The sequence below is a fragment of the Deltaproteobacteria bacterium IMCC39524 genome, from assembly GCA_029667085.1.
Lineage (GTDB): Bacteria > Desulfobacterota > Desulfuromonadia > Desulfuromonadales > BM103 > M0040.
Map to the genome: position 1 here is coordinate 164,986 of JARUHJ010000003.1, position 16,166 is coordinate 181,151.

General features: G+C 52.9%; 11 protein-coding genes. 3 read left to right on the forward strand and 8 right to left on the reverse strand.

Going from position 1 to position 16,166, the window contains the following annotated elements; translation table 11 throughout:
- Nucleotides 1–239 precede the first annotated feature (239 nt).
- A complete protein-coding gene (locus P9J64_08890) occupies nt 240–1,055 on the forward strand; it encodes a Swt1 family HEPN domain-containing protein (protein MDG5468431.1) in 816 nt (271 codons plus the stop codon).
- Complete coding sequence (locus tag P9J64_08895) at nt 1,052–1,621, forward strand: HDIG domain-containing protein (GenBank protein MDG5468432.1); 570 nt, start codon at nt 1,052–1,054, stop codon at nt 1,619–1,621. The genes P9J64_08890 and P9J64_08895 overlap by 4 nt, the downstream gene beginning before the upstream one ends.
- A 118-nt stretch (nt 1,622–1,739) precedes the next feature.
- Here P9J64_08895 and groL read toward each other — a convergent pair whose 3' ends face one another.
- The 8 genes from groL to P9J64_08935 form a co-directional block, all read right to left on the reverse strand.
- Entirely contained in the window at nt 1,740–3,395 is a 1,656-nt protein-coding gene (groL, locus tag P9J64_08900) for a chaperonin GroEL (protein MDG5468433.1), read from the reverse strand.
- Between the two features lie 39 nt (nt 3,396–3,434).
- Nucleotides 3,435–3,722 carry a co-chaperone GroES gene (groES, locus tag P9J64_08905; protein MDG5468434.1) on the reverse strand — a complete coding sequence of 96 codons (288 nt, stop codon included), beginning with the start codon at nt 3,720–3,722 and terminating at the stop codon, nt 3,435–3,437.
- Between the two features lie 237 nt (nt 3,723–3,959).
- Nucleotides 3,960–6,707, reverse strand: coding sequence for a hypothetical protein (locus P9J64_08910; GenBank protein ID MDG5468435.1), 2,748 nt, complete (start codon nt 6,705–6,707; stop codon nt 3,960–3,962).
- A 136-nt stretch (nt 6,708–6,843) separates the two neighbouring features.
- Complete coding sequence (gene arsS, locus P9J64_08915; protein ID MDG5468436.1) at nt 6,844–7,800, reverse strand: arsenosugar biosynthesis radical SAM protein ArsS; 957 nt, start codon at nt 7,798–7,800, stop codon at nt 6,844–6,846.
- A gap of 134 nt (nt 7,801–7,934) precedes the next feature.
- Complete coding sequence (locus P9J64_08920; protein ID MDG5468437.1) at nt 7,935–10,034, reverse strand: HD domain-containing phosphohydrolase; 2,100 nt, start codon at nt 10,032–10,034, stop codon at nt 7,935–7,937.
- A gap of 36 nt (nt 10,035–10,070) precedes the next feature.
- Nucleotides 10,071–10,766 carry a transglutaminase-like cysteine peptidase gene (locus P9J64_08925; GenBank protein MDG5468438.1) on the reverse strand — a complete coding sequence of 232 codons (696 nt, stop codon included), beginning with the start codon at nt 10,764–10,766 and terminating at the stop codon, nt 10,071–10,073.
- Nucleotides 10,767–10,780: 14 nt separating this feature from the next.
- Nucleotides 10,781–12,073, reverse strand: coding sequence for an HlyD family type I secretion periplasmic adaptor subunit (locus tag P9J64_08930; GenBank protein MDG5468439.1), 1,293 nt, complete (start codon nt 12,071–12,073; stop codon nt 10,781–10,783).
- A gap of 105 nt (nt 12,074–12,178) precedes the next feature.
- Entirely contained in the window at nt 12,179–14,425 is a 2,247-nt protein-coding gene (locus tag P9J64_08935) for a type I secretion system permease/ATPase (GenBank protein MDG5468440.1), read from the reverse strand.
- Between the two features lie 338 nt (nt 14,426–14,763).
- Here P9J64_08935 and P9J64_08940 point away from each other — a divergent pair, with 338 nt between their 5' ends.
- Nucleotides 14,764–16,116, forward strand: a complete 1,353-nt coding sequence (locus tag P9J64_08940; GenBank protein ID MDG5468441.1) for a TolC family outer membrane protein — start codon at nt 14,764–14,766, stop codon at nt 16,114–16,116.
- Nucleotides 16,117–16,166 lie beyond the last annotated feature (50 nt).

Here is a 16,166-nt window from a genome sequence, read left to right on the forward strand (position 1 = left end):
AATAAGTGAATATATATTCGTAACAATGGATTAATGTACAAAGCTACCAGTTATTTCCGCTATTTCAATTAGCGGGCAAGCTTTTCAAAGGTAGGCAGGCTGTTGGCGTGTATAGAGATTCGGGGTCAGAATTTTTGTCATAGCATGAGACGACAATAACCATCCTGAAAAATTTGATGTTTCGTCGAACCAATTATGTACACCGACCAAAAGCTGACAAAAGAGCTTATGGAGTTATCATGCCCTGGAAAGACACACAAAGTTCCCGATTACGCAGGCTTTTCCTCAAGGGGTTTTCGGCGATGGATATTGCCGAGCCGCTGGTTTCCTTTGATGAAAACGCTCAAGTGGCAGACGTTCATCAGTTCATGCAAAAGAAACGATTCGATCTCGTTGGCGTACGCAGAAACGGATTGGTTGAAGGGTATGTGCGACACGAGGATCTGACATCTGGAGTCTGTGGCGACCATTTCCGTTCTTTTACCCCAGATGATGACCTTGTTCCTGACACCGCCAACTTGATCGATGTGGTCAAGTCTCTGTCGATCAACCAGCAGTGCTTTGTGACCATCCTTGATCATGTCGGCGCAATCATCACCCTGACCGACCTGGAAAAACCACCAATGCGCATGTTCCTTTTCGGCATGATTACTATCATCGAAATGACCATGACAGAGGTATTGCGTCAACGCTATCCCGGTGACTCCTGGCAGGAGTTCCTTTCCGAAAAACGTGTTGATGTCGCCAGGAAACTTCAGGAGGAGAGAAACCGCAGGGGGCAGCAGGTTGAGCTGGTCGACTGCCTGCAGTTTGGCGACAAGGGCTGGATCATCACTTATGATGATGAGCTAAGAGAGTCACTGGGACACAAGTCTCGAAGAGAAACCCGCACTGCGGTCAAGGAGTTTGAAACCTTGCGCAACAACCTGGCACACACCCAGGAGATTATTCCGAGCGGTTGGCAACGCATTGTCATCGCCTGCAGTCGTTGGGAGAGTAACCTGGACAAAACGGTTGAGGATTATCACTTCGGACAAAAGGCGAACAAGAAATGAGCTTGTTGAATGAGCTTGAAAAAGAACTGCGGCTGCGCGAAACAGGCTGGTGGGGTCGTCTCAGTGAAACAATCCCGGAGCTGGCCCTTTTGTCTGGCACCCTGCAGCCACCGGAATATCATGCCGAAGGTGATGTTGCCGTTCACACCCGGCTGGCGATTGAACTTTGCCCTGCTGATTGTGATCCCGACCTGCTTTGGATCGCCCTGCTTCATGATATTGGCAAGCCAGCAACAACAGAGAAGAACGCACAAGGACGCATTACCGCCCATGGTCACGCCAACCTCGGGGCTGATATGGCTGGCGGGATTCTCGCCAGACTTGAAATGCCAACCGAGCGCATTGCACGGATTTACTGGGTTATCCGCCATCATATTTTCCATCATTCCTGGCAACTACAAAAAGCCGAGGATCTCAGCAAAAGGCAACGAGCATATCTGGTTGACCCCAACTTTCCTTTACTGCTGGAATTCCTACGCATTGATTCCCTGGCATCTCAAGACAACCCTGCCGGCATGCAGGCCTACGAATTTTACAAAAAACTTTACCATGCGGAAACCACTTAGGACCCTTGAGATTTATTCTGGAGAGGTCTCTCTCCCCCGTGTTGACGACGCCCTCACAAAAAAAGCTCCCCGGTTTCCCGGAGAGCTTTTTTCTGTTCATAATCTGGTTGATCAGGCGTTACATCATGCCGCCCATACCACCCATACCACCCATGCCGCCCATGCCGCCCATATCGGGCATACCAGCGCCACCTTCAGGTGCCGGCTTGTCAGCGATACAAGCTTCAGTGGTCAGCATCAGACCGGATACGGAAGCAGCGTTCTGTAGAGCAGAGCGAACCACCTTGGTCGGATCGATGATACCGGCCTTGACCAGGTCAACGTACTCATCGGTGGCAGCATTGAAGCCGGTGGACCCTTTGCTGTTTTTGACTTCGTTGACCACGATAGAGCCTTCCTGGCCAGCGTTGGCAGCGATCTGACGGAGAGGCTCTTCGAGAGCGCGCTTGACGATGTTGACGCCAAACTCCTGCTCACCGGTAACTTCAACCTTGGCAACCGCTTCGATAGCACGAATCAGAGCAACACCGCCTCCAGGGACGATACCTTCTTCAACGGCTGCGCGGGTTGCGTGCAGCGCGTCTTCAACGCGGGCTTTCTTTTCTTTCATCTCAGTCTCGGTCGCAGCGCCAACCTTGACAACTGCAACGCCGCCGATCAGCTTGGCGAGACGCTCCTGCAGTTTTTCACGATCGTAGTCACTGCTGGTTTCTTCGACCTGGGCACGAATCATCTTGACGCGGCCAGCGATATCCGCCTCGGAACCAGCGCCGTCGATAATCGTAGTGTTGTCTTTGTCGATGACGATGCGCTTGGCAGTACCGAGCATATCAAGAGTAGCCGTTTCCAACTTGAAGCCGACTTCTTCTGAGATCACGCGACCACCGGTGAGGATAGCAAGGTCTTCGAGCATCGCCTTGCGACGGTCACCGAAGCCAGGAGCCTTAACAGCAGCAATGTTAAGCGTACCGCGCAGCTTGTTAACAACCAGAGTAGCCAGAGCTTCGCCATCAACGTCTTCAGCAATAATGAACAGCGGACGGCCTTGCTTGGCAACCGGCTCGAGAATCGGCAGAAGATCACGCATGTTGCTGATTTTCTTATCGTGGATCAGGATCAGAGCGTCTTCCATAACCGTTTCCATGCGCTCTGGATCGGTGACGAAGTAAGGAGAGAGGTAACCGCGGTCGAACTGCATACCTTCGACAGTCTCGAGAGAGGTTTCCATCGCTTTGGCTTCCTCGACAGTGATAACGCCTTCTTTGCCGACTTTCTCCATCGCCTCGGCAATGATGTTGCCAATGGTCTCGTCGGAGTTGGCAGAGATGGTGCCAACCTGGGCAATCTCTTTGTGGTCTTTCACCGGCTTGGAGAGCTCTTGCAGAGAAACGACAGCAGCACCGACCGCCTTGTCGATACCACGCTTGATTTCCATCGGGTTGTGGCCAGCAGTTACGAGCTTAACGCCTTCACGGTAGATGGCCTGGGCCAGAACCGTAGCGGTGGTGGTGCCGTCACCGGCAACGTCAGAGGTCTTGGAAGCAACTTCCTTGACCAGCTGCGCGCCCATGTTCTCAAAATTGCCTTCCAGCTCGATCTCTTTAGCAACGGTGACGCCGTCCTTGGTGATCAAAGGAGCGCCAAAGCTCTTGGCGATCACAACGTTGCGGCCCTTGGGGCCGAGGGTAACTTTTACTGCGTTGGCAAGGGCGTTGACCCCTTCCAGAATTGATGCACGGGCTTCTTGCCCGAATTTAATCTCTTTTCCAGCCATGTCTATGTATCCTCCGTAATCAGTCGTGGGTAATGTGTTTTATTCAACGACGCCGAGGACATCGTCCTCGCGCATCATCAGATATTCTTTGCCTTCGATCTTGATTTCGGTGCCCGAGTACTTGCCGAACAGCACCTTGTCGCCAACTTTGACGTCAAGAGGCAAAACCTTGCCGTCTTCGGTCACTTTACCTTTTCCAACAGCAATGACGTCGCCCTGCATAGGCTTTTCTTTGGCGGAATCGGGGATGATGATACCGGAAGCCGTCGTGGTCTCCTCCTCGAGGCGTTCTACGATAATCCGGTCATGCAAAGGTCTGATGTTCATAACTTGTGTTCTCCTTTCTTGAGACAATCCGGGATATTAATCCACTTGATAAATAATAAGATCCGTACCGAGACAACTATGTTGGCACTCGCAGCCAAAGAGTGCCAAAAGCAGGCCTAAATATAATCAGCCTCCCGAGATTGTCAAGGTCTTTTCAGAAAAAAATAAAGAATAAAAGGGAATCGTCTGTCGAGTGACTGACGGCAGTGTGTCAAACAGGCCAAGTTAGCGAAATAATTAATTGCCAAGAACCGTGAGAAGTTCAGTTGAGAGGTTCGCAGCGATCTCTTCAGCGACCTTAGCCCGTTCAACAGCAATCGTTGATCGGTCATGTTCAAAAAAGATTCTGACCGGGTACTCATACCTAAAAGCCGGCAATTCTTGTTTGGGTCTGTGATAAATCAAACGAGCCTTGGTGCGCAGATCCGTCGAGCAGCAGCCTGAGTCTTCAACGTATCCGTAAATTTCCCCGGTTACATATTGACGAACTGCCAGCCAACCGGGGTCAACACGCTGCAAATCTTCCTTAAGGATGACAAACTGTAGTCCGAGGTCTTCTCCCCCCTGGTTAAGCAGATCAACAAACTGGTCAAAGAACATGGAATTGAAATCATTGGGCACCATAACCGCGGCAAAGGGAATCACATAGATGACTCCTGGCTCCGGCACCAAATCAGGCAAAAGTTGCGGCAGCGGCGCAGGAAAGGTCCTCCTGGCAGGTTCGGGTATCGAGGCCACGAGAAGTTCATCCGTGGGCTCAGGGGGCAATGACGCAGGGGAGGGTCGCACAGCAGGAATTCCTGGGGGACGAAGCGACTGGGGTATGTCGGGCTGGGAAATCATTGAAGCAACGGTATTCTCACCTAAAAAAGCGAGGATTTCCGTATCAAGCAAAGGTTTTTCGACGTCGTCATCAAGAACGGAGTCGGCCTCTGTCAAATAACCCTCGGGAGAGAAGTCTTTCGTCCTCCCGGTTTCTTCAACAATGTCCTGATCTTGCTCAGCGATCACGATGGGAACGACCGAGGCGATTGGTGCTGGCTCGGGTTCAAGAACAATGGTTTCCACAAAAGGGGTCTTATCTTCAAACGGCTCCGGTATCACCGGAACAACAGGTTCCTCTCCTGTTTTACCAACCAGGCTAGGAGGCGCTGTAGAAGGCTCAGTTAGTTCAACAGGCTCAAGCGCAGTTTCTTCCTGCGGCAGAGCTGCCAATTCCGGTTCTTCGGGAACCTGCTCCGAGATAAATTCATCGAGCTCAGGGACGGGCCGTTCAGTGACTTCCGGAGCAACGGGAGCAGCAAGGGCTTGAGTGAGCTCTTCCTGCGGCATCGCTTGAGCCTCTTTAACAACCGGAGTCTCTACAGCAACCGGAGCCTCTACAGCAACCGGAGTCTCTACAACAACCGGGGCTTCTACAACAACCGGGGCTTCTACAACAACCGGGGCCTCTATAACAACCGGGGCCTCTGCAAAAACAGGAGCTTCTACAGCAACAGGTGTTTGCGGTACAGCAGGAGGTTCAACAACGGCCAGGCTTTCCGGCTGCGCAGCCTCGGCGGCAACGGGTGGCAACAAGGGTACGGACGGCTCAAACGGTTCTGCCGGCGGGGAGGCTATCTCAGGGACCTCAATGGGGTTTGCGACAGTGGGACCTGGTGGTTCAGAAGGATTTGTTCTCTCCGCGGGGAGTTCAGGAGCAGTAACGGCGATGACATCTGTAGACGGAACCACGGGCGGTTGACCCGGTTGCGGGACGGCCGGTAAAGGCTTGACGACAACCGCCGGCGGGGTTAGAGGTTCAAGAGGATCGGCAAGTTCAGGTGTTGGCGGCGTAGGTTCTTCAACGGCAGGTTCAACCACCTCTTCGGGCATCGCGACCGGAACTGGAGAAGCCTCCTGGACCAGTTCTGGTATCGCCTCGACAACGGTCGGCAAGACAACAGCGTCATCCAGGGCCAGCACCTCGCTGACGCTCAAGGCTTTCATAAGATCCTGGCCACCAGAGACTTGTGTCATAACCAGGAGCGTTTGCTGTAATGGTCCCAGGAGTTCCTGATTCTGGCCGCGCCGCATAATAACCAACTCTGCCGATTCTTCACCCGGTTTATCCGAGCGCAAGAGCTTCACCAGAGGTTGATAATCTCTTCCCAGGCTCATCTCAGCGTATGTGCGTGGCAAAATCGCCAGATCGACCATTCGATAACGCATGAACCATTCCGCGAAGGTTTCTATGCTTGCGAATTCTCGGATCGTTACGGAAACAGGTAGCGCTTGTTCGAGGTAAGTCGCTAATTGCTGAGCTTGCTCTGTCGTGCGCAACAAACCCCTGGGGTCTGGAATGACACCGAGAACCAGCGTTTTAAGCGGCGGTTCGTCACTGGCCAAGAGATCACGGTAAAGCCCCTCGTCTTGTGGAGTCCACGCACGGCCCGTGCTTAAAGGAGGAACATGCTCCAGTTCATTTTGAACCTCGATGACTTCGTCGACGGGCAGAGGCTCCTGCTCGGCAGCAGAGGGGCTTTTTTCAACCACTGACGGAGGCTGCGAGACAATCTGCTGAGTTGTTTCAGCGGTAGAGACGCCCGGCTCACGCAGAACTTCGGCGACACGTTGCAACCATGCGCCACTGATTCCCTGCCGTGAAACCAGGCGCAGGTCACTCTCTGGATGAAGTTTCCCAACCGACAGGAAACGCCCGGGGTTGGCTTCAACATCCTTTGAGGAGAGCAAAGCCAGATCGAGCATGGCAAACCGATCGATCCAGTTGATCAAGGTCGAAGAGTCCGCGAGTTCCTTAACGACAACCTCTTCCTGAAGGTTCTCAGTGAGGAGCTCCGCTAACGCATTCGCTTGTTCCAGGGAAACCTCTCCAGAAGAGTCATGCGTTCCAGGCACAATACCGAGCGTCAGCCGTGCTTCAGCCGGGCCGCTGACCAGCAGGCATAGCAGCAGGAGGAGTATGGCAAAAAAGTGTTTGTTCATGGTAGGTTTCAGCATCCTAATCACTCTTAACCTGACTGTCAATCTTGTTGCATAACCATGTACTCTCGAGAGAGACAAGAAAGGCCTTCCAGAGTTTCCGGAAGACCTTTCTTGTTACATTGGCACGTTCTACAGCTTATGCGACCAGGGCACCGCCACAGGAGGAACCACCGCCGGCGGTGCAACCGAAACAATGCTCTCCGGTTACGATGGTGCGGCCCTGCAACTGTTCGGGGTCAAGGTCGTCGATGTGCTTCGGCAAACCCTCGTCGAGAGAAAGCCCCAGGGCGCTGTTGAAGTCACAATCGGAAAGGAAGCCATTCCATGCGACACAGATCTGATGACGGCACATCAACCCCTCCAGGGTTGCCTGGTTAAAGTTGTCCTCAAGCAGCGACCTGTAACTTTCTGCTTCACCATCACGCTGCAGATCGTTCAGGAAGCGTCCCATCGGCATATTGGTAATGGTCAGAAGGCTGCTGAACGCCACCTCGAAACGATCCTTGAGCTCTTTGCGGTAAGTCTCTTCCAAAGTGGCCTGATCCGGTGGAAGGAAAGCGCCACCGGGGTTATAAACAAGGTTCAACGGCAACTCCGGTTGACGCCCATAACCGAGAGAATTCAGACGGCGTAGAGCTGCGACACTCCGTTTATAGACACCGCCCCCTCTCTGCTTGTCGACATTATCGTCTAGATAGCAGGGCAGAGAAGCCACCAGGTGAACACCCTGGTTGGCCAGAAATTCTGGTGTATCAGCCTGTCCGGCTTCAAAGAAAACAGTCAGGTTGGTGCGTACCAGCACCTGGTGGCCACTGTCTCTGAGAGCGGAGACAAAATCTTTAAAGAAGGGATTAAGCTCAGGGGCTCCCCCGGTGAGATCAATCCGCGCTTTCGGCAGTGCTTTCGCCAGATGTAACACGCTTTGCATCGTCTCCCAGGTCATAACCTCGGGACGTTTTGGGTTCGCTTCGACATGACAATGACGGCAACTCAAATTACAGAGCAAGCCAAGATTGACCTGAATCGTCTGCACGTCTTCACTCTTCAGGTCCTCGCCAATGGTCTGGCAAACGGCCTGACTAAAGTTATTCATAAGGTCTCCAACAGTTAAAAGTTTACCCGTTAATTATATACACGATTGGCATGTCATGGGAAGAGAGTGCCCGACCACACTGGGAAGTATGGCCGGGCACCACGAGCTAAAGAGCGAAGGGGGAGGACCTTCTCTCAATCCTGAGAGCGCTTATCCAGTAGTTTTTCACCGACGGCCGATTGCACAACTTCCTTAAGAGCAGCAACAACGCGCTGGTCGTAAGTATCTTCTCCAGCCTTGATAATCTCGAGCGTTTCATCGGCTGAACGAGCCGCGCGGTAAGCGCGGGGCCCAACCATGGCACAAAAGCTATTCACAACTGCAAGAATCCGCGCAGGTAAGCCTATTTCATCGCCCTTCAAGCCGTTCGGATACCCCTTGCCATTGAGGGTTTCATTCATCTGGTAAACGGCATCGAAGACAGGTAAGCCGAAATCGATATCCTGTAAAACTTTGGCGGCATGCTCAGTGTGCTGCTCCAGCTCAAATTTTTCTTCAGCGCTAAGGGCCTCTGCCTTGAAGAGCAGGTCACGGTCCACAAACAGCTTGCCGACCTGGGAGAGGTTGGCTGCCGTATCAACCGTAGCAATATCAACATCGCTGGCATTCATGGCCTTGGCGACCTCAATGCTGAGACGTCTCATCAAACGGGAATGGCCGGCCAGGTAGGGGTCGGTCAATTCTATGGCCCGCACCAGAGCTTCTACGGTTTTCGCTGTCGCTTGCTCCTGCCGCCTCTGCACCTCGACAATTTCCGTGACATCACGAATAACCGAGACGACTCCGGAAGGTCTGCCGTCAGCATCCTTGAGTGCGGAATTTGAGATCTGCAGGTGGTGGAGCTTCGATTGCAGGTAAACCTGTTCGTTCAATGTGACCGTTTCAGAACTGGCAAGAACCTTTTGGTCGGAATTTTCCAGTCGTCGGGCCGTGTCATAACCGAAGACGGCTTCACTATCCAGGCCGATCATATCTTTTGGGTTGCGGCCGACTGCGTCGGCAAAAGCAGGGTTAACGTAGAGATAATGTCCCTGCAGATCCTTGAGGACAATATACTCAGAGATTGTGTTATTGATCCGATCCAGAAGCTGGCGCTGTTTTTCAATCTCCCCGGCCAGACTTTCGAAATGCCTGGCGGCTTTGCGCTCCTGATTACTGATCAACAGAGCCCACACAGCACCAAAAGTAACGGCAAAGGAGATGATCAAGAGCGCGGCGACACTCAACAGGGCCTTCTGTTGCCCGCGTAAGGCTTCGCGCGCCACATCATAATCAGCTTCGACCAAAATCCACATATCCGCGCCCGCAATCGGCAGGCCCAGCGAGTAAGCTCGAGTCCCACCGACCAGAGAAGAACGGACAGCAAAGGGCAGCGTCTCTGCCTGGTCAAGGGCCAAAGGCGTGGCGATACTCTGCAATTTACCGGGAAGCCAGGGCACAATCTCTTCGTAACCGTCAGCAACCGCCTGCAGCAGGCGGGCCCTCTCACCCTTCTCCAGCAAGCTGCTGGTCTGCATCTCGTTGATCCGCTCGCCGACGATCTTGGTCAGCATCAGAACCGCAACAGGACTCGGATCAAGACCACTCGCATCAGGAGGGAAAATGGGCAGGAAAGCCTCCAGGACCAACCCGACAGGTGTATTTCGAATTGGCGCAAACTTGACTTTCTGGCTCTTTAAAACTTCATTGACGAAACCCATCTGATCAAATCGCAGGGGCGTGGTGGTGGCATCGGTCGCTATATAGACGGTGCCTCCCCGGTTCACGACCCGTCCTCCCGTATAACCTGTAATACGGGTAAATTCGATCAGCAGGCTCTGCATCATCGGTAACTGGGCAGAGAGTTGTGCCAGGCCTTCATCGCTGGCATCTTGACCCGGCAGTGGCCCTGACACCAGCCTCGAGACATCATCTTCAACCAGATGGACCTCGGCGGCATACAACTTAAAAAGCTCCGAGTTGATCACCCGGTTGGCCTGCGCCACGGCATTCTCCAGCAAAGCCTCTGTCAACTGCACTTGCGAAGACGCCATCAATTGCAGCCGCTTTTGCAGATTCACCTCGAACTCCCGCTCTCGCAGCTGAATCCCCCATGCCACCCAGACAATGGCGGCAATCATGACCAGGATAATGATGCCAAGACCGAACCAGAACACCTTTTTCCTTGACGCTGCCGGGTACTCCCGGATCGTTGTCGAAGAGGAAATCGTCAGTTTCGTATCCTTTGCGTGCATTGCTTGCTTCTCCTTAGCTTAGGTCAGGCAACAAGCCTAACGTAACGCGCCTGGCGATACATGGGCCCAGCGGTAAAACTCGTTAACAGAATATTGCGGGACATAGTGCTCGTACTTGAGGTGCGAGAGCACCAGATCGGACACATTGTCCAGAATGTATGAGTCCTCATCTATCTTCACTGCCAATACCGCATGGGAGATGTTACGAATCGTGTCTTTCAAAAGAACGATGCGCATGTCATCAACGGAGAACCCGAGCTTACGCAGGGCATAATACTTGGTAATACTGTAATCCTCACAGTCCCCGGAGAGTTTGAGAAACTCACCTGGTGTCGCCCAGTAATCACTGACTCCGTAAATATCGATATCAAGCCCGTATGGCCAACGGTTGAAATACGTGTTGACCGACTTGAGTTGTGCCATGGGGGCAAGACCCTGTCCCTGCTTGATAATCTTCTGCCAACTTAATGCCGCTGAAGAACAGACCTCTGCGCTTGCATTGCAAGCATAAAAGGTGTCGGTCTGTTTTTCTGCCGAGGCCATGACCCGCGTCCAGTTAGGCAGGGCTTTCAAGGTGCTGCGAAACTCATGGCTGCGGAACAGGCCTTTGCCGGGCTTGATCGCCGGGGCAACGCCATCTGTAGGCTTTGCCGAAGCCTTGGACCCGCAGCCCCAAAGTCCTACCAGGAGGCTTATGGCCAGAATGAAAAGAAAGCAGCGAAGTTTCGGCATATTCAAAGTTCCGGCTAACGTTCCCGCAGAGCGTTCTGCTTGGCGCGCAAAATTGGTTTCAGAAGGTAAGCCAGAACAGACTTTTTGCCGGTGAGGATATCAATACTGGCTGTCATTCCCGGCATAATGGGCAATTCTTCACCCCGATAAGCAATGGCATTTTTCTGGGTCCTTAATTTTACCTTGTAAAAGCTCTCGCCATCATCATCCTCGATGGTGTCGGCGCTGATCGCCTCCAGGACGCCATCCAGACCACCGAAGATGGAAAAATCATAAGCGGTAATCTTGATCATGGCCTTCTGCCCAGGATGCAGGAACGCGATATCAGCTGGACGAATACGGGCCTCGATCAGCAAGGTGTCATCAAGAGGCACGATCTCCAGGATCGATTCGCCGGGGCGAACCACGCCGCCGATCGTGTTCAGATTGATCTGCTTGATCGTGCCGCGGACAGGAGAGCGGATGTCGGTACGTGTGACACGGTCTTCTCCCGCCGACATGATCTGTTGCAGAGATTTCAATTCGCCACGACGACTGTTCATTTCATCAAGGGCGATAGCTTTGAACTCGGCACGCCTCTGTTCGATACGGCGGCTCGCCTCGTTGGCCGCTTGCTGGATGCGCGGAATCGCCAGGCGCAAGGCGTCAATGTCCCCTTGTAGCGACGAGATCTCACGCTCCAGGGCCAGATAATCTACGCGCGGATAGACACCCTGGTCAACCAGCGGCTTGGCAATATTACGCTGCTGTTTTGCCAGGCCAAGGCCTTGTTCTAGCTGTGCTTTACGGCTCTGCATTTCCTTTATTTCCTGCTGCTTCTGGCTGTGCTGAGAACGCAGAACGTTAAGCTCCGCCTGCAACTGATCTTGCCGTGCCTGGAAAATCGCCTTCTGGTCATTCAGAACTTGCGGGTCCGCTTCATTAAAGCTTTCGGGGAAGACGAGTTTTGATTTCCCTTCTATCTCCGTGTTCAAACGCAGAATGGCCGCTTCATGCTCGGCCGCCTTGGTAAAGGCGTCCCGATACTGGCTTGCCGCCAGTTCGTTATCGATACGAATCAGGATATCGCCTTTATTGACGATCTGATTTTCCTGAACTGAGATTTCCTGGAGAATCCCGCCCTCCAGATTCTGTATCATCTGCACCTTCTGAGAAGGGATCACCGAGCCCATGCCGCGGGTCACCTCGTCCAAAACCGTAAAATGTGCCCACACGACAAAAGTAACCATCAACAGGCCGATCACCAGGGTAAGAACAAAGGCAATCGAGCTACCCTTACGATGAATGGCCGCATCGACTTCGCTCATGAAATGCAGGTCCTCTTCCTCGCTGAACGCGCTCAACAAACCCTGCCGTTCCCGACGATCAAATGCGTCTTTTATTTCTCTAGGTTTCGACATAATGGCAGACTCTTATCGTTTCTTGGCGCCGATTGCGCCGCTTTTGAGAGCTTTCAGGACATCCGCTTTAGGACCGTCGGCGACAACCTTGCCAGCTTCCATAATAACCACGCGTTCAACCAGTTCCAGCAAGCTGGTGCGGTGCGTGAATAACAATAGAGTTTTGTCTGCCAGGCTTTCTTTCATCCTCTGTCGCAACAGAAGCTCGGCGTTGTTGTCCATGGCGCTGGTCGGTTCATCAAAAATCAGGATATCAGGATCAAGAAGCAGAGCCCTGGCAATAGTCACCGCCTGACGCTGACCTCCGGAGAGGTTCATGCCGCGCTCACCGACCTGCCAGTCAAAACCGGCAGGATGGCCTTTAACAAAATCAGTCACCCCCGCCAGGTTGGCAGCGCTCAGAATCGCCGGGCCGTCAACATAAGGAGCACCGAAGGCGATATTGTCACGGATACTGCCGTAGAAGAGATAGTTGTCCTGGCTTACGTAGCCGATATGACTGCGTAAATCAGCGACGTGCAGTTGTCGAAGGTCAATGCCGTCGAGTTTTACGGCACCTTTCTGCGGTTCATAGAGGCCCATGCATAGTCTTCCCAAGGTACTCTTCCCCGAGCCGGTTCGGCCAAGGACCGCGACCTTCTCACCCGGTTTGATATGCAGCGAGACACCATCAAGTGCCGGCGTTTGGCTGTTCGGGTACTGGAAATGCACATTTTCAAAACTCATAGAAGGCTGCAGGTTTTTCGCCTGGATAAACTCGTTATCAAGAGGCCTCTCGTTCGGCTGTTTCATCAGGAGATCGAGTGATTTCAGCGCCATACGTGATTGCTGTAATCGTGTCAGCATGGCAGCCACGGCACCGAGCGGAGCCATCGCTCGACCCACCAGGATGTTACAGGCAATCAGGCCACCCAGAGTCAACTCCCCTTCGGAGATCAGGTAAACACCACCAATGATAATCGCTACGCTCACCAGTTGTGCAGACCATTGCGAAAAGGAGATTGAAAAGTTGGAGAGCGCACGAGCCCTGCTGGTTGATTTTGCGTTCAGGCCGATCACTTCTTCCCAGCGCTTTTGGATCTGGCCTTCGGCCATGCTCGTCTTGATCGTCTCCAGGCCGGTGATCGCTTCGACCAGCAAGGCATTTTTCTGGGCACCCTCGCGGAAGCTTTTTTCGATAATGCGCTGAAACGGCAGTTGCAGAAAATACCCGACCAGAACCACCACCGGGACAGCTACAAGTGGTGCATAGGCGAGTGGTCCGGCGATATAAGAGATCAGGCCGACAAAGAGGAAGATGAAAGGCATATCGACCAGGGCCATCAGGGTCGTTGAGCTGAAAAACTCCCGCAGAGACTCGAACTCACGCAGGTTGTTCGCCAAAGTCCCGGCTGATTCAGGCTTATGATCAAAGCGCATCGCCGTCATCTGCTGCATCAGCTTGCTGGCAATAATAACGTCGGCGTTCTTACCGGCAACATCAGCGAAATAACCCCGCAGGTTGCGAAGCAGGAAATCAAACAGGTAGGCGATAAAAACCCCGATGGCCAGTGCCCAGAGCGTGTCGAAGGCGCTGTTTGGCACAACCCGATCATAGACGTTCATGATGAATAAGGGGCTGGCCAGGGCCAGGATATTCACCATCACTGTCGCCAGCAGCACATGCTTGTAGATCGGGAAAAACTTGAAGATGGTCCCCCAGAACCATTCCCGGGTGTCAACCAGCCTGAGGTCGCTGGCCCTTTGATCAAGCTTGCCTTCCGGACTCGCAAGCAGGACATAGCCTGAATACTGTGGCTGAAGTTGCTCCAGAGAGAGCCGTTTGCTGGTACCCCCACCCTGAGGGAAGATCACCTCGGCATGGGCCTCTTCCAGGGCGCTGAGGATACACGCTTGATCATTCTGCAGCACCAGGATGCAGGGCATGATCAGGGAGGAAATATCCTGGATCCGTGGCTTGTGGAAGGTGCGGACGATCAGGCCGGCCTGTTCTGCCGCCCTGATACAAACAGCAAGTGGTGGCCGCTCCCGGCCCTGCGGCATACCCGCTTTAAGGGCAACGGTGGAAACCGGCCTGCCGAGGAGTCCGGCAACCAGGGAGAGACAACGCAAAACCGGAGGTTCATAGTCAACCAATCCCGGTGACACAAAGTCGCTGGAACGGCGCCTTGGCTGCGGTTTCCGGGGAGTTTCCTTTGGGGTGTTTTGTTTCTCAACAGTTTCTTGCGCTATTTCCGGCTGTTTTTTTTCTTCTGGCATGGTCCCTCGTCAGGGTCAAACAAATGATTTCACGGGCTTGGGCTCCCCCATCTTACAAAACAACTGGAGCGATCGTTTAAAAGCAATAATTCAAGCAATTTACATGCTCGATTATAGCATTTATTCGGACGAATGCGATATACTAACCTAAACCTTTAAGCATTAACCCTTTTTCAACCAGACTAAAGGATCAGAAATATACCGGCTGACGCTTGGCAAGTCATGAATCTTTGGTATACCTATAGACACCCTAAAAGGTTTCGCAATACTCGTAATATTAAGCATTTCTGGATACGAACAGATAAGCAACACGGACATGAAGTGAGGAGGCGTAGATAATGATGAAAAAGATATTCGTGACGGGGCTGTTTTCAAGCATGGTCCTTTCTCTTGTTGTCCTTACAGGCACCACCGCTTTGGCACAAGACACGACTGTAAAGTTGGCAGACACAGTGACAACGGCTCTTGAGTACAGCCCGCGACTGCAAGTCCTGGAAGCCAACCAGGAAGCCATCGGCTATGAGCGTGATCGAGCTCAGGGCGGCTACTATCCACAGGTTGACGTCGCCTTCGGTTACGGTATTGAAGCACACAGCGACACTCTCACCCGAGCTCAGGGCAATGAGCATAATTTCTACGATCGTCTTGAAGGATCAATTCGTCTTTCACAACTGCTCTACGACGGTAAGGAAACCAGGAGCCTTGTTGAAATAGAAGAGGCCAAGCTGGTCTCTGCCGGTTATCGGACTTTTGACAATGCCGAGGCGATTGCACTCGATGCGATTATCGCTCACATGGAAGTCTTCCGTCAGCGTGAGCTGGTCGGGTTGGCAGAAAAGAATGTTAATGACCATCTCGAAATTCTCGACAAGCTTGAAGAACGCCAGGAAGCCGGTGCCGGAAGCATCGCTGACGTAGACCAGACCAAGGCTCGCCTCGCCCGGGCTTATGCCTCTCTGGCCGAGACCCAGGCGGGTCTCAAGTCAGCCGAGGCGAATTACCAGCGCTTTGTTGGCAAGCTGGCCGGTGAGATTGAATTTTTCGTTGTTCCACCCGGAATCGTTCCCGGGTCATTGGATGAAGCCGTGCAACAGACCGCAGAGCGCAATCCAAAAACCTTGGCACTCGATGCCAATATTGACGAAGCAGACCGCCGGATCGAATTGAGCAAATCAAACTTTTTGCCAAAAGTTCATGCGGAATTAAGTTCAAGTTACGAAGACCAGGTTGAAAGCTCTGATACCTATGAGCACAACAATCAGGCGATGATGCGCCTGCGCTGGAACATTTTTAGCGGTCACTCGGATGTTGCCGACCGTAAAGCCGCTATGGCGCGCAAGCTGCAGGCAGCAGCCCAACGTGACGACCAACGTGACATGGTCATTGAGGAGACCCGCACGACTTGGGCGGAGCTGGAATCAGCACGCAAGCAGGTTGTTTCGTTCGGCGACGCGCTGAACTACAATCAGAAGACTCTCGATTCTTATTTGAAGCAGTTTAACGTTGGTCAACGCACACTGCTTGACGTGCTTGATGCCCACAATGAAAAGTTCCAGTCTGCCGGCTTGATGATAACGGCAAAAACCAACGAAGTGATTGCGGCCGAGAGGCTCCTTGCCCTGACAGGCAAGTTGAATGAAAGCCTGCAGATCGACCCGCAGCTTTACGCCGCAGCCAACAAAACCGACTGAATCTTCTTAAAACAGTCTCGTTAGCATAAAAAAAGCCCGTATGCATGATG

What these genes read in the sequence shown, in the direction of transcription:
- P9J64_08925 (MDG5468438.1), bottom strand. Translation starts at nt 10,766, where the DNA reads ATGCCGAAACTTCGCTGCTTTCTTTTCATTCTGGCCATAAGCCTCCTG.
- groES (MDG5468434.1), bottom strand. Translation starts at nt 3,722, where the DNA reads ATGAACATCAGACCTTTGCATGACCGGATTATCGTAGAACGCCTCGAG.
- P9J64_08890 (MDG5468431.1), top strand. Translation starts at nt 240, where the DNA reads ATGCCCTGGAAAGACACACAAAGTTCCCGATTACGCAGGCTTTTCCTC.
- P9J64_08910 (MDG5468435.1), bottom strand. Translation starts at nt 6,707, where the DNA reads ATGAACAAACACTTTTTTGCCATACTCCTCCTGCTGCTATGCCTGCTG.
- P9J64_08930 (MDG5468439.1), bottom strand. Translation starts at nt 12,073, where the DNA reads ATGAGCGAAGTCGATGCGGCCATTCATCGTAAGGGTAGCTCGATTGCC.
- groL (MDG5468433.1), bottom strand. Translation starts at nt 3,395, where the DNA reads ATGGCTGGAAAAGAGATTAAATTCGGGCAAGAAGCCCGTGCATCAATT.
- P9J64_08940 (MDG5468441.1), top strand. Translation starts at nt 14,764, where the DNA reads ATGATGAAAAAGATATTCGTGACGGGGCTGTTTTCAAGCATGGTCCTT.
- P9J64_08895 (MDG5468432.1), top strand. Translation starts at nt 1,052, where the DNA reads ATGAGCTTGTTGAATGAGCTTGAAAAAGAACTGCGGCTGCGCGAAACA.
- arsS (MDG5468436.1), bottom strand. Translation starts at nt 7,800, where the DNA reads ATGAATAACTTTAGTCAGGCCGTTTGCCAGACCATTGGCGAGGACCTG.
- P9J64_08935 (MDG5468440.1), bottom strand. Translation starts at nt 14,425, where the DNA reads ATGCCAGAAGAAAAAAAACAGCCGGAAATAGCGCAAGAAACTGTTGAG.
- P9J64_08920 (MDG5468437.1), bottom strand. Translation starts at nt 10,034, where the DNA reads ATGCACGCAAAGGATACGAAACTGACGATTTCCTCTTCGACAACGATC.